The sequence below is a fragment of the Streptomyces sp. NBC_01320 genome (assembly GCF_035974375.1).
GTDB classification, from domain to species: Bacteria; Actinomycetota; Actinomycetes; order Streptomycetales; family Streptomycetaceae; genus Streptomyces; species Streptomyces yanii.
On record NZ_CP108390.1, the window covers coordinates 7,773,406 to 7,785,700 of the forward strand.

14 protein-coding genes and 1 tRNA gene are annotated in these 12,295 nt (G+C 67.2%); 4 read left to right on the forward strand and 11 right to left on the reverse strand.

Going from position 1 to position 12,295, the window contains the following annotated elements; all coding sequences use genetic code 11:
- Window positions 1–5: 5 nt before the first annotated feature.
- A complete protein-coding gene (locus OG395_RS35270; RefSeq protein WP_442818782.1) occupies window positions 6–806 on the reverse strand; it encodes a DUF4097 family beta strand repeat-containing protein in 801 nt (266 codons plus the stop codon).
- Window positions 807–990: 184 nt separating this feature from the next.
- Here OG395_RS35270 and OG395_RS35275 point away from each other — a divergent pair.
- Window positions 991–1,062 (forward strand) — tRNA-Val (locus OG395_RS35275).
- Window positions 1,063–2,198: 1,136 nt separating this feature from the next.
- Here the strand turns inward: OG395_RS35275 and OG395_RS35280 are convergent.
- A complete protein-coding gene (locus tag OG395_RS35280; RefSeq protein WP_327246532.1) occupies window positions 2,199–3,383 on the reverse strand; it encodes a helix-turn-helix domain-containing protein in 1,185 nt (394 codons plus the stop codon).
- 122 nt (window positions 3,384–3,505) lie between these two features.
- Between OG395_RS35280 and OG395_RS35285 the strand changes: the two genes are divergently transcribed.
- The 3 genes from OG395_RS35285 (at window position 3,506) to OG395_RS35295 (ending at window position 4,696) form a co-directional block, all read left to right on the forward strand.
- Window positions 3,506–4,078, forward strand: coding sequence for a flavoprotein (locus OG395_RS35285; RefSeq protein WP_327246533.1), 573 nt, complete (start codon window positions 3,506–3,508; stop codon window positions 4,076–4,078).
- Window positions 4,059–4,262, forward strand: coding sequence for a hypothetical protein (locus OG395_RS35290; protein WP_327246534.1), 204 nt, complete (start codon window positions 4,059–4,061; stop codon window positions 4,260–4,262). Before OG395_RS35285 ends, OG395_RS35290 begins: the two co-directional genes overlap by 20 nt.
- 218 nt (window positions 4,263–4,480) lie before the next feature.
- Window positions 4,481–4,696 (forward strand): hypothetical protein, encoded by a 216-nt coding sequence (locus OG395_RS35295; RefSeq protein ID WP_327246535.1) that lies wholly within the window; start codon window positions 4,481–4,483, stop codon window positions 4,694–4,696.
- 152 nt (window positions 4,697–4,848) lie between these two features.
- Here the strand turns inward: OG395_RS35295 and OG395_RS35300 are convergent, their stop codons facing one another.
- From OG395_RS35300 to OG395_RS35340, 9 genes are all read right to left on the reverse strand, one after another.
- Window positions 4,849–5,880, reverse strand: a complete 1,032-nt coding sequence (locus OG395_RS35300) for a helix-turn-helix domain-containing protein (RefSeq protein ID WP_327246536.1) — start codon at window positions 5,878–5,880, stop codon at window positions 4,849–4,851.
- 5 nt (window positions 5,881–5,885) lie between these two features.
- Window positions 5,886–6,500 carry a hypothetical protein gene (locus OG395_RS35305; RefSeq protein ID WP_327246537.1) on the reverse strand — a complete coding sequence of 205 codons (615 nt, stop codon included), beginning with the start codon at window positions 6,498–6,500 and terminating at the stop codon, window positions 5,886–5,888.
- A 221-nt stretch (window positions 6,501–6,721) separates the two neighbouring features.
- Window positions 6,722–6,982 carry a hypothetical protein gene (locus OG395_RS35310; protein WP_327246538.1) on the reverse strand — a complete coding sequence of 87 codons (261 nt, stop codon included), beginning with the start codon at window positions 6,980–6,982 and terminating at the stop codon, window positions 6,722–6,724.
- Window positions 6,982–7,239, reverse strand: a complete 258-nt coding sequence (locus tag OG395_RS35315) for a hypothetical protein (RefSeq protein WP_327246539.1) — start codon at window positions 7,237–7,239, stop codon at window positions 6,982–6,984. Before OG395_RS35315 ends, OG395_RS35310 begins: the two co-directional genes overlap by 1 nt.
- Window positions 7,240–7,241: 2 nt before the next feature.
- Window positions 7,242–8,063, reverse strand: a complete 822-nt coding sequence (locus tag OG395_RS35320) for a peptidoglycan recognition protein family protein (RefSeq protein ID WP_327246540.1) — start codon at window positions 8,061–8,063, stop codon at window positions 7,242–7,244.
- Between the two features lie 12 nt (window positions 8,064–8,075).
- Window positions 8,076–8,558 carry a hypothetical protein gene (locus OG395_RS35325; RefSeq protein ID WP_327246541.1) on the reverse strand — a complete coding sequence of 161 codons (483 nt, stop codon included), beginning with the start codon at window positions 8,556–8,558 and terminating at the stop codon, window positions 8,076–8,078.
- A gap of 1 nt (window position 8,559) precedes the next feature.
- Window positions 8,560–9,753: a hypothetical protein gene (locus OG395_RS35330; RefSeq protein ID WP_327246542.1), complete on the reverse strand. Its 1,194-nt coding sequence runs from the start codon at window positions 9,751–9,753 to the stop codon at window positions 8,560–8,562.
- Between the two features lie 11 nt (window positions 9,754–9,764).
- Window positions 9,765–10,859 carry a hypothetical protein gene (locus tag OG395_RS35335; protein ID WP_327246543.1) on the reverse strand — a complete coding sequence of 365 codons (1,095 nt, stop codon included), beginning with the start codon at window positions 10,857–10,859 and terminating at the stop codon, window positions 9,765–9,767.
- Between the two features lie 16 nt (window positions 10,860–10,875).
- Window positions 10,876–12,294, reverse strand: a complete 1,419-nt coding sequence (locus OG395_RS35340; RefSeq protein WP_327246544.1) for a phage distal tail protein — start codon at window positions 12,292–12,294, stop codon at window positions 10,876–10,878.
- Between the last annotated feature and the right edge of the window lies 1 nt (window position 12,295).

The following is a 12,295-nucleotide window of genomic DNA, read 5'->3' on the forward strand; positions in this document are numbered from 1 at the left end:
GCCGGTTAGTTCGCCGTTCGCACCGTGATCTGACCGTTGTCGCTGTGCGCCTTCACCACATGAGGACTGCCGTCGCTGCGCGGCACCTTCACCGAGGTGCGCCCGTTCCTCGCGGTGGCAGTCACCGCGTACGCCTCCGAACCGCTCGGCAGATCGATGGTCACTCGGCCGTTGTCGCTGACGGCGTCCACCAGATCCGGCACAGCGCTGAACCCGAGCCGGATCCCCCCGTTGTCCGAGCGCGCGGAGACGGACCTGCTGGAGATCCGCTCCGTGTCGAGGCCCCCGTTGTCGCTCTCCAGCTTCAGCGGACCGCTGGAGTCACGGACGGTCACCCGTCCGTTGTCGGAGTGGAGCGTGAGCGGAGTGTCGAACCCGGACGCGACGACCCGTCCGTTGTCCCCGTTCACCGTCACGGCGACGCCACGCGGCACCCTCACCTGGTGGCGCGACCCGCAGTTACTGATCAACGCGTCGCACTTCACTCGCAGCGTGAGCGTGTCGTCCCGCATGGACCACCGGGCATCGGGCCCGTTCCCGAGCACCACCCACCCGTCGACGCGCCGGGTCACCTCGACCTTCCGCACATCGGCCGGCACGAGCTCCACGGTCGTACCGCCGGATTCGATGGTCAGCGTCTTCCCGCTCAGCGCAAACGACCTGTGCTCGGCCGGCGCGTCGTCCACGTCCGCGCTGCCACAACCGGTGACGGCGAGAGCGACGAGGACAGCCCCGCCGGACGCGACGAGCGCGCGGGGTCGGGTACGGACGCTGGCGCGGGTGTGGGTGCGGAGTGCCACGGTGATCGATCCCCCATCCGGTCCGGCGGGCTGTCCGGCCGGTGTGGTTCCACCGTACGGAGCGTGCCGGCCCGGGGAGAATCCGGGCGGCTACCGTAAGCGGGGTGGGGATATCCCCCCTCTCCCCGTCGGCCCGGGCAACCGTTTGTGAGCATGGGCCCTGTGCCATGTACGCTGTTCCTTCATCCACGGGTGCGTAGCTCAGGGGTAGAGCGCTGCTCTTACAAAGCAGATGTCGGCGGTTCGAAACCGTCCGCGCCCACAGTAGGAAACCGCAGGTGAGAGCCTGAATAGGCCCTCCGGTCCACACGGACCGGGGGGCTTTTTCCATGATCGAGGCCACATAGGGGCCACATTGCCCGGCGGCGAGCACTGCTGATCACTCGATAGAGGGACTGGAAACGTGGCCAGTACACCGTAGAGTGCGGCGCATGGGAGGGGCAGGTGTGTCTCCCCGCGCGCGCCTGACACGCGCCTCCCGAAATTCTGTGGTGTTCCGGCGGGGAGGCCGGGCCCACAGGAGCGAGGCCCCCCACCGGGTTTGTCGGTGGGGGGCCTTCTGCTGTCCAACGTAGACCGCCCCGCACCCTGGTGGGTACGGGGCGGGACGCCTTGACCAAGTCGTGGCGTCTGACGGCGCCTTTCGACGGACACGCGAACGTCGATGCACCGCTTGGTGGCCGCTTCGGAGCATTCCGGTGCGGCTGCTCGGGGATCACAGGTCATGCATGTGCCCGAGGCATGGGCTCACGATCGGTTGGTGATCACGAATGCACAACGGCTATTGGACTAGTCCACGCGGAAGGGTTGGACCCCGCACGCGTGGCCGAATCCATGATCAACAAACCCGCCCGCACCCCGACCACCGCCGGCCTCGGGTACAGGCGGGAGATCAGCTGCGCCACGTGGTACCGGGGTGGTTCCACGATGGGCGGGTGTAGGGGTGGTAGTGGTCCCCCTTGTGGTGGGGGTCCCGTCGGCAGCGCGCCTTGGTCTTCGGGTCCATGTCCCAGCAGACGTGGGTGATGACGTCGGTGGATCCGGTCTCATGCCCGCCCTCGGTGCAGCGGGTCAGCGGACCGCTGTTCGGTCCGCTCCCTGCACGCCTCGGTGTCGGCGCAGGCGCGAGGGAACCATGAGTACGCGGCCCCGTCGGTCGGCCGGGCGCGCTGCTCTCCGAGGTCGATGTCGTCGCCCACCGTGAGGGGGTGCCGGCACCAGACGCAACGCCACCCTCGACGCTGCTGCTCGGTGAGCTCGTTGACTGGCGGTAAATCCCTCACGGTCATGGCGTGTCCCCGGCTCGTCGTTGATCAGGTACGAGACCAGCGTGACGGGCGGGGAAGGGCTCAACGCTCACAGATTCGTGAGCGTTGGCAGGTCGGGGCGTGAGCGCGACTACAGACCGATCCAGGCGGCCATGTGCCCAAGGCTGTCCGGGGTGCGGCGCGAGATGTGGACCAGGCCCTTGATGGTCTCGCGTGCGCCCGGGTGGTAGCGGGTCTGTTCCGGGGCGGCATGCCGGGCGTCGATGATGCTGGTCAGCGCCGCTTCGGTGCGGCCGGTCTCCATCTCGGAGCGCGCCTTGTCGATGAGGAAGTGGGCGCGTCGCGACGTGGCCAGGGCTGGCGGGATGCTGATCTGTCGAGCCTGGGTCAGGGCTTCGTCGTACTGGCGCATCTCGACAGCCGCGGACATGCGGTGCAGGGCCACGTTCGTCGGGCCGAAGCTGAGCCAGTGGATTTCGGAGGCGTCCCCGGTCTGCTCTGCGCACCGCTTCGCTTCGGCGATGTGAGTGTCGACGGCGGTCTGCTGGTCCGCGCGGGCCGCGATGACCGAGGCTCCGAGGTGCAGTTGCCCGGTGACTGCGACGACCTCCCTCGTCTGCTCTGCTCCGCCGACGATGCCGTGGCCGGCGGTGACGAGGCGCTGCCCGATCGTGTACTCGCCCTCCCGGAAGTACACCAGAGCCCGCATGTACTGGCGGATCGCGGCGAGGCAGGGGTCGGAGGCTCGGTGGGCAGCCCAGTCCATTCGGTCGAGGGCGACCGAGCTGAGGTCGTAGTAGCCGAGCTTCACCGCGACGTCGTGTGCGGTGCGGTACGTCGAGGCGAGGGCCTGCCACAGCTCCGTCGACTGGGCGCGCCACGCCGCGGTCGTGAGCTCAGCGATCGTCGAGGGCAGCCGTCGGGCGGCGTTCCGTAGATGTGTGGCCCGCACCTGGGCGCAGAGTTCTTCGGCGCTGGCGATCAGCTGCTCGGCCGGCCTGTCGGGGATGGTGTCGTCGGCTCCCAGGTCGTACAGGTCGAGTGCTTCCCGGATGGGGCGCACCAGTTCGGCGAGTCGGTCCTGCTGCAGTTCGGTCACGTAGGGCTGTCCCGTCAGCGCGGTGACGTCGATCCGGAGGGCCTGGGCGACAGCCGCAACGAAGTCGAGGTTGGCGGGCTTGGCGCCGCACTCGACCTGGTTGAGGAGGCTGTACGAGTACGGGAGACGGTCAGCCAGCTGCCGCTGTGTCAGCCTGGCGAGTTTCCGCTGCTCCTTGATTCGGGCGCCTGTGTGGTCGTGGTCCAGTCTGGGCATAATGGGCTCCGTTCCTGACTCACCATCTGGAACGGTACCCGCGCTTCTGCGCGGTGGACCCAGCATCGCCCCCGATTCCATCCGGTTCGGGGGCGGTTGCACGTGTGTGGTCGGATGGCGGCATGACGACTCTGTACCTGTTCGGCTCGGCCGCACCGCCCGTCCTTGAGATTGCCGGGGTCATCGAGAACGCGCAGGCTCGCGGGTGGGATGTGTGCCTCGGGCTGACCCCGACGGCTGCCCGCTGGCTGGACGACCAGCTGCCGGAGCTGGAGCGGCTGACCGGACATCCCGTGCGCTCTGAGTACAAGCTGCCCACGGAGCCGGACGTGTGGCCGAAGGCGGACGTCATCCTGCTCGCGCCGGCCACGTTCAACACGATTAACGAGTGGTCCCTCGGCCTGACGAGCAAGTTCGTCGTCGGGGTGGTCGCGGAGGCGATCGGCAAGGAGATCCCAACGGTGGCCATGCCATGCGTCAACAGCGCCTACGCGCAGCATCCACAGTTCCACTGGTCGGTAGACGCCCTGCGGTCGATGGGGGTGACGGTGCTGTATGGCGAGGGCGGCTTCGTGCCGAACCAGCCGGGCGAGCGGCGATCGGAGGGGTACCCGTGGGACCTTGCCTTGGACGCAGTCGAGACGATTGTCAGACCCTCCGCTTACGATCCGGCCCGTGGCAATCGAGCTGACTGATGAACTGATTGAGCTGGAACGCGCGGCGTGGGCCGAGCAGCAGGAGAACAGGCTGACGGTGGAGACCGCAGCGTGGGTACAGGCGGCGATCACCGCCCATGCCGAGGCGACTGGGCAGGGCCGGTACGACGTCGAGCGAGAGCTCAAGAGGGTTGTACGGCATCCCGAGCCGGAGGCTGGCTGACCACAAACACACGAAACCTCCCCTGTTCCTGTCGTGGCCGTGGCCAGGAACAGTGGACGGAGTGCTCAGGGGCGAGTTCGAATCGAGCTCGAGTCCGCCCCCTCCCGAGTGTGGGGGTTGCGTCAAGGGAAGCCGGGCCGCCCGAGCTGGAGGTTCGGGAGGGCTGATGCGGCCTGGACTCTGCATACTGGGCGTCGGTTGTCTGTGGGGGAGAGCTGATGGTGTGGGCGGAGCTTGGATGGCGCCTGATGTTTGGGACTGCCTCTTTGGTGGTGGCGTTCAACTACCGGGACGTTGCATGGCGTGTCCATAGCTTCATGGCGAATACCGTGGGAGTCAGCCGGTTCCTGACGCCTGCGACCGTCAGGGCTACCTTTGGTTTTCTCGCGGTCGTCTTGCTGGTAGAGCTCGCGGTTGGTCTGGCCCGGTCCTGAGTGGCTGACGAGCAGCGGCATGTGGCTCAATCGTTTTGGCTGCTCGCAGCCCACCCCCAAATTCTGTGGGCCAGATGGGCGTACAGCCCGGACGCACGGAAGCGCCCCCTGCCCGGCCGCGGCCGGGCAGGGGGCGTCGTGGTGCGGAGGGGTCAGACGGCGCGGAGGCCCTGGCGGGCTCCGTATTCGGCATGGAACTCCCGAAGCTTCAGGCCAACCACTCCTGCGAGTTCGGTGTCTGAGTAGCCGTGATCACTGCGGTGTGTGTCGACCATGCTGGGGAGAATGCGCGGGTTCTCCTGGGGCGGCTCGGCGGGCTCGTTCCGCCGGTAGCCGTGCTGACTGATCTGGACTTGCAGGCTCTTGTACCTGCGGTCGTCGATCCTGCCCAGGTATCGGGCGGTCTGGATGATAGATGCCATTGAGGCCTTCCAGTACTGCTTGAGCTGGATTGCCTTTTGAAGCGTCATTCCTGACAGCTGTGGGCCGATGAGCCTGGCAGGCATCAGGAACTCGGCGGCGAACCGGTCTGCTTCACGTTCCCCGTCATCGCTGGGCAGTTGGTGCATGACCAGGTGGCCCAGTTCATGGAGGACAGTGAACCGCTCTCGGGCCGGCGGCATACCTTCGTTCAAAATGATCACCGGCATGCCGTTGGGTGGGCGAACGCTCAGACCGGAAATCTTGGGGGATTCCAGGTCCCGGCGTACGACGATGATCCCCGCGCGTTCGACGGTCCGGATCACGTCGTGAACCGGACCGTCGGGGATCATCCAACTCGCGCGTACCTTTGATGCCGCCTCTTCCGGCTCATGTTCATCAGCATCCAGGACGGGCAGCCGGAACGGTGGGTCGATCTCCACACTGGCTTCCAGTCGGCGCAGCTGCATGAGGAGGAGATTGACCTCGGCTTCGATGCGCTGAAGTGCTGTCTTGCCGAGGCCGGACTGCTTGCGGTGGTAGAAGCCAGAAGGCCCCAGGCCTACGGGGTCATCCGGCCAGCTGAGCATGTCCAGCGGGTAGTCCAGTAGCTCCGCGATAGTGGCGAGTCGATCGGGAGTCAGTGGACTGACGCCGTTCTCCGCCTTGGACAGAGTCCCTTGCGACAGGCCAGCCTGGCTGGCCAGCTTCGACTGCGACAGCCCGCGCGACTCCCGTGCTAGTTGCAGCAGGCGCGGGTTCATGATTGTTACCTATCTTCCGATGCGGTCTTGCGTGCGGCTTCGCCAGCGCGCTTGGGGCGAACGATCGTATCCAGCTCGTCTTGGTGGCCCCCGATCGGGATCGGGGGTGTCGCTGCGCTCTCGTCGAAAGCCAGGTCGAGATTGAGGACCCAGAGCTGTTCTTTGTCCAGCGTGCACGTGATGGCGGCCAAACGCAGGCCGAGGCCGTCATCGTCCGGTAGGTACCCGGCGACCAGATGTGTGACTGCCTCCATGCCGGGCAGCACCTGGTTGGCGAACTCGCGGCTCTGCTGTGTGACGATGCCATTGGTGCGCAGGCCACCGTCTCGGAACTTTTTGAACCGGATGACGATCTTGCTGTCGATCGTTAAGAGAAGGAAGCCGCGACTCTCGCTGATGGTTATGTGCGGGTTCTGGTCGAACGTCTTCTTCGCCTCAGCGCAGATGAAGTCGTACACCAGGCTGGCCCGCGAGCGCGTGCTGATCTCCACGCCACGTTCGGCGTCCAGCTCCACGAGGTCACGCCAGTGCTTCCAGCCGTTGTGGAGGCAATCAGTGATGGACTGGAGGTGCGGGGACAGGACTTGGGCGGCCTCGTCGGGCCCGATGGGTTGGGTCACACAGGCATCCTGTCGACTTAATGATGCCCTGTCAATTATTCCAAGAACTATTCTCGCGGTGTTCTTTCGCAGGTCTGGCGGGCGCGACGAAGCAGCCCCCCGTTCCGGCCGTAGCCGGAGACGAGGGGCGTGACGCTGCCGGGGGTCGGGTTCGAACCGGCGTCGGCACCGGGTATGAACCGGCCGCCCTGCGCCTGTCGTTGAGCTACCTCGCAGCAGGATCAGCGAAGGAGGGCGAGGAGACCGGTCGCCGTGCCACCCAGACCAGCCAGCACGCCGAGAGTGGGCAACGGCCACCGGGCCCGCTCCAGCGTGCGCAAGCGGGTCTCGTGGTCGGCAACGTCCTTCGTGACCTCGACGTAGCTGTCGCGCAGCCCGTCGAGTTTCGTCTCCACCCGGGATACGGCGTCGTGGAGGGATCTCATCTCCTGGTACATCTGGGATGAGGGGATGTACACGCCCGGGTCGTTGGGCGTGGTCATCACACTCCCCGGGCGAGCGAGGCTGAGTTCGTGACATCGCGCCACCGGGCGACGAGGCCCTTCACCAGCGATGCGGCCGCGGCAACCCCGGCGATTCCGGCGTTCTGCCACATGCCCAGGTCGAACGGCTGAGTCAGGGCGAGGCCGCCGACGAATGCCTGCAGGCCGGTGGACACCACCCGCTCGGCCAGGTCCCGGCCGTAGGTCCCGGCGGACTTGATGACGGTCTGCGTCGAGGGCAGAGGGAACTCGGCCATGATCAGGCCTCCTTGGTGTTGATGTTGACGTCGATGACGGCGTGCTCGATCGCGGCCTCAACTGCGGCGACAATGGTCGATGTGCCCGCGCCCTTGCCGACCTGCCCGGCGAGTGCGGTGATCGCGGCGCTCATGGCGGCGACCCGCTTGTCCATGGACCGGACGCGGGCCTGCGTGTCCCGCAGGACAGATAGCGCCTGCCAGTTGGGGTTGGTCTTGATGTCGGTCGCGTCGGACGGCGCAGCGATGGCGTCGGTCTTCCACACCGCGTTGAAGATGTCCAGCTTGGTGAGGCCTGCCATGGGGTCGTCCTCCTCGGACTTGGGTCGTGGGGCGCCGTTCTGCACCCACGTGTACAGCGGGCCACCAGGGCACGCCGTGGCGTATCCGTCGCGGTGGCCCTTGATTTCGGCTCCGGCGCCGTGGGCGCGGAGCAGCTCGATGCCGTCGCGGATTGCGCCGAGCATGGCGTCAGTCGGCTCGGTGAGGCCGGATGATCCGACGAGGCCGACGACCGCGTAATGCGCCACGTTCAACGGCTGGTTGCCGTTCGCGCCGGTCCGCTTGCCGAGGCCGCGGCCCTCCAACAGGTAGCCGTGAGGGCAGGCCGCGTAGTTGTATGCGACGTCGCTGTAGTTCTCGGTCTTGTTCGCGAGGTGGCTTGCCCTGATCGCCTTCCACTGGCTGATGCATGCCTGGTGGTCGGTGAGGAGCTTGGTGGATACCGGCGCCCCTTCGTAATGGACCTTGACGCCCTTGGCGGTGGCCTGCGTTGGTGCGGCCGAGGCGGGCCATCCGAGCTGTGCCCTCGTGACGAGTTTCAACGGGCTGTCCTTTCAGAGGAGACGTGCGTATCGAGGGGCGATGGCGACAGCGCCGCCCGAGCCGTACTTACCGCCGGTCGTGGCACCAGAGGTGCGACGAACCTGGATCTGCAACTTGAGTCCAGTGAGGGTCCGGTACGGGGTGAGGTCGATGACCTGCGCCGCGAATTGGTAGCTGTAGGTGGCGGCGATGGTCCCCGACATGACGACGTCCGCGCCGTTCAGCAGCACCTGCCACGCCCCGCCTGTGTTCGTCGTGCCGACGAAATCCCCGATGAACACGAGGCCCAACGACAGCGACCCGGTGCGCGGGGAGAGGACGGTCTCCCACGTCGTGATGAACGTGGTGTCGTCCTCGTACGGCATCGCATGCAACGAGGTCGGATACACGGGGAGTTCGTCCCGCTCCCACCCGGTGCGGCGCAGCTGCGCAACCTGGTCCTCCAGCACTGCGAGGCGCTCCAGGAAGCTGCGCGAGGTGACCTGTTGGGCCATGTCACACCCCCACACAGGTGAGGCGGACACGCTCCGGGCCTGCCGCCGCCGTGTTCTCAATGCCGACGATCCGCAGGACCCCGGATCGGCCGGCCGGGCAGATCGGCTCCGGGTCGATGATGAACAGGGCCTCGTCGCCGACGCTGTAGCTGCCGAATGCGGGGTCGGTGTCGGCACTGACCTCGAACGTGGGCTGTACCTGCGCCTGCTCTCGGGCGGCGAGCTCGGAGTTCGCGAGGCCGGTGAGCTGCGCCTGATCGACGACTGCGTCATAGCTTGTGACGGCCTCCAGCAGGGGCCAGCCTGACGCGAGCCGGTCCGTGTCCTGGACCACCGCCGACAGCTTTGCCTCGCCGGTGCCGGCGCCGAGGCTCGAGACCTCGGTCGCGGAGGCGGTGCCGTCCTCGGGCCAGTCGTACGACAGGATCGAGGCGCCCTGCCCGCCCTTAACGAATACGAGGCCGGACTCATCGGCGGTGCGGCCGCGTCGCGGGTACCAGGTGCGGGCCCTGCGGTAGCGCTTCGGAGGGTTGTTGTTGGTGGTGGCGGTCCACCCGACGTCGATGCCGAAGTCGAACCCGTCGTCAGCCGCGGCAAGTTCGCTGATCGCCTTGTAGATCTCCGGTCGCTCGAACCCGTAGTACGTGGCCTGCCTGGTGATGCCGTGCGGGGGTGCCGTCAACCCGTCCACGCTGATGCCGGGGTTCCCTCCGGCCTGTACGTGGGCGTACGTCATCAGCGACCACATGATGTATTTCTGGTCGGCGTACAGCACCTGTCCGGCCGGGACGAGCGACGGGTTGAGGACGGCGCTGGAGTCTGTGCTGAGCGTGGTTTTGACGTATCGGTGTTGGTAGTAGGACATGAACTCGGCGGCCTGGATCTCCTTTGAGTACTTACCGCTCGGCTGCCGGGTCCAGATGATGCCTGCCCACACGATGACGCCGTCGCGGTCCACGTACAGGGCGGTGCGGCCGGGCTGTGATGCGGTCTCCGGGTCGAGCGGTGCCGTCTCGTCGGTGTACGGAATCGTCGCCCGCAGTGTGCCGATGCCGTTGAGTTCGGTGGAGTACGAGACATCGGCGAGTGGCAGCTCGGCGAGGACCGTGTCCGTCATGAGGTCGCAGAACAGGTACGTATACGTGTGATCCGGCGTCACCGGAGCCGAGGCCGCGAGCAGTGACGCGAACGCCATCTCCGTCATCGTCAGGCCAGGGGGTACGAGACACCGGCGAGGGAAAACCAGGTCGTCTCCACATCACCGGCCGTCGCGGCGATCAGGGTGACGGCACCGGCGGTGTCGAAATCCACCTTGACGGTGTGGACGACGCTGGAGGAGTTCGCGACGCTCGTGATCGAGGTGGCGTTCCGGGCGACGCTGACGGACCGGACGGCGTACGGGATGTACGGGCCCGGCAGAGTTCCGGCGAGGATGTTCGCGGTCTGCGCTCCGACGGCACGGGTCGCGCCGCCGTCCCACTCCATGTACGGGGTGCCGTCGCGGAACACCTTGCGGTATCGGATCGGCCCGTTGCGGTTGCCGGGGGATCCGGCGGTGGTGCCGCCTGTGGTGTAGCCGGTGCCCACGGAGGGCGTGATCCACGGAATGTTCTGGTCGGGCGTGATGGTGTTGGTGGAGCCGTCCAGCCTGCCGTACCGGAATACGTCCAGGTCGGTGAGGTACATGGACTGTCCCGGATGAGGCCGGTTCGGGGCCGACGCCGAGGGGACCGGGAGGATTCCGCCGGCAGCCACAGAGAACTGTCGGATGTCGGTGATGTTCGCCGCGGCGACGGACGTCTGTGACGGGGCAATCGCGAGGTCGGCGAGGATCTGCGCGTTCGGCGGGAGGGAGGGGCGTACGGCGGCGCCTGCCGACGCTGCGTAGGTTCCCTGGATGACCTCCAGCCGCCATTCGCTCGCGGACCCTGCGGTCTCCGCGTCATAGACGGACGCGATCACACAGTCCTTTCGGAACTGGCCTGCGCCGCCTGCGGGCTGGACGTTGAGGATGACGTCGCCGTCGTTCGCGCAGACGTAGGTGCCCTGTCCTCCGGCGTCGTGGTTGTCGATGAACGCGTAACCGCCGGACACGATCACGGTCATGTTCGGGGTGGGAGCGGCGCGCACCTTCAGCTGCTGGTTGAGATACGACGGCTTGACGCCCTGCCGGATCCGCATCGGGGTCGCCTCGTCGACCAGGAAACCGGGGTACCCGAGGAGCGAGGCGATGACGAGCCGATCTGTGCGGGCCGGATAGCTACCGGCCTGCATCCACGCCGGGGGGTTGATCAGTGCCATGGGTGGACTTCCTTCCTTACAGGCTCGTGTCGCGCCATGTGACAGTGAGCTGGGACGTTTGGCCGGGCGCACCCGGCAGGGCGGTGCCGCGGTAGGCGATCTCGTTCTCGCCAGGCATGAGGAGCGGCCACAGGGATCCGGCACGGACCCATGAGCGGCGGGGACTGCTGCCCATGAGGAGCACCGCTCGGGTGCGGGTGTCGATGACGAGGAATTCACCGGCCTGGAGAGTGCCGTCGAGGGTGATACCGCCGCCTGTGGTGACCTGCTCGATGCTGGGATTGGCGACGGGCCCATCGAGGCGCAGCACGGGGTACGCGGGGGATGCGCCGAGGTTGATGGCGGTGAGGCGCCCGCTCGTTCCGGCGTCGCCGTAGACACGGTTGATGCCCGCGATGCGGCGGGACGTCGAGGCGTGGGGCGTGCTGTCCCAGATGCATCCCATCTGATCGCCGTCCACGTACGGCTGACTGGTGGTGCCAGTGCTGGCCATGACCCCATCGAGGTGCATCGTCGTCGCGCCGGTGGTGGTGAGGCGCACTCCGATGTGGGTGACGATCTGTGCAGCGGCCACGGTGTAGTTGCCCTCGATGCGCGTCCACGTCGCGGCGGGCGGGGTGGTCGCAGACACCGAGGAGAGCAGCGTCGTGCCGTTGAAGAACATCAGGTTCACCGCACTGACCCCGGTCAGTGACGGCAGGTAGACGTACGCCGAGGCGCGGACCGCAGTGCCGGCCGCGTAGCTGGTGCCGAGGGTGTACCGGGCGCCGCCTGTTCCGGAGGCGGTCCACGTGACGAGGTTGGTGTCCACGCCGAACCGGGCGCCGAAACCGGGGGTGGCCTGCGCAAAGGTGGGGGCAGTGCCCGCCGAGGAGTACGCGGCGACGTTGGATACGTCGAGCTCCGCGGACGGGTTGAGCACGGAGTTGATGAGCTCGGTCACCCCGGCATACGACAGCGGGTACGTGCGGCCGGCGGCCGGGGAGTACGCGGTCGTTGAGGCGATGCGCTCGTCGAGGGAGTACAGGTACGGGTCGGCGCAGTACAGCTCCAGCGCCGCGGTGCCGGTAGACCACAGGTTCTCGGCGTCGTACGGGATGCTGCGCTGCCGCACCTTGCCGTACACCAACGTGTCTTGGTCGAGGAACTGGAGCGGGGCCGACTGTCGCTGTGGCTGCGTCGCCGCCCGCAACGCGAGCGTGAGATCGCGGAGTTCGTCCGGGGAGTCCGCGCGCAGGCCGAGGCCGAGCTGAATGACGCGGGCCCCGGTGGTGTCGGGGCCGGTGTAGTCGCCGTGTTGGTCGGGTCGGCTGATGTCCTCGGCGCGGATGTCGGGCATGTCGTCGAGGCCGTTCACGGCGGTGACGTGGTACCGGGAGCCGGGCCCGAACTGGAGGTCGCCCCACTGGATTCGGCCGATGCGCTGCTGCGCCATG

Coding starts and splice junctions, on each gene's coding strand:
- OG395_RS35280 (WP_327246532.1), bottom strand. CDS start 3,383: ATGCCCAGACTGGACCACGACCACACAGGCGCCCGAATCAAGGAGCAG.
- OG395_RS35285 (WP_327246533.1), top strand. CDS start 3,506: ATGACGACTCTGTACCTGTTCGGCTCGGCCGCACCGCCCGTCCTTGAG.
- OG395_RS35295 (WP_327246535.1), top strand. CDS start 4,481: ATGGTGTGGGCGGAGCTTGGATGGCGCCTGATGTTTGGGACTGCCTCT.
- OG395_RS35300 (WP_327246536.1), bottom strand. CDS start 5,880: ATGAACCCGCGCCTGCTGCAACTAGCACGGGAGTCGCGCGGGCTGTCG.
- OG395_RS35310 (WP_327246538.1), bottom strand. CDS start 6,982: ATGACCACGCCCAACGACCCGGGCGTGTACATCCCCTCATCCCAGATG.
- OG395_RS35315 (WP_327246539.1), bottom strand. CDS start 7,239: ATGGCCGAGTTCCCTCTGCCCTCGACGCAGACCGTCATCAAGTCCGCC.
- OG395_RS35325 (WP_327246541.1), bottom strand. CDS start 8,558: ATGGCCCAACAGGTCACCTCGCGCAGCTTCCTGGAGCGCCTCGCAGTG.
- OG395_RS35330 (WP_327246542.1), bottom strand. CDS start 9,753: ATGGCGTTCGCGTCACTGCTCGCGGCCTCGGCTCCGGTGACGCCGGAT.
- OG395_RS35335 (WP_327246543.1), bottom strand. CDS start 10,859: ATGGCACTGATCAACCCCCCGGCGTGGATGCAGGCCGGTAGCTATCCG.
- OG395_RS35340 (WP_327246544.1), bottom strand. CDS start 12,294: ATGGCGCAGCAGCGCATCGGCCGAATCCAGTGGGGCGACCTCCAGTTC.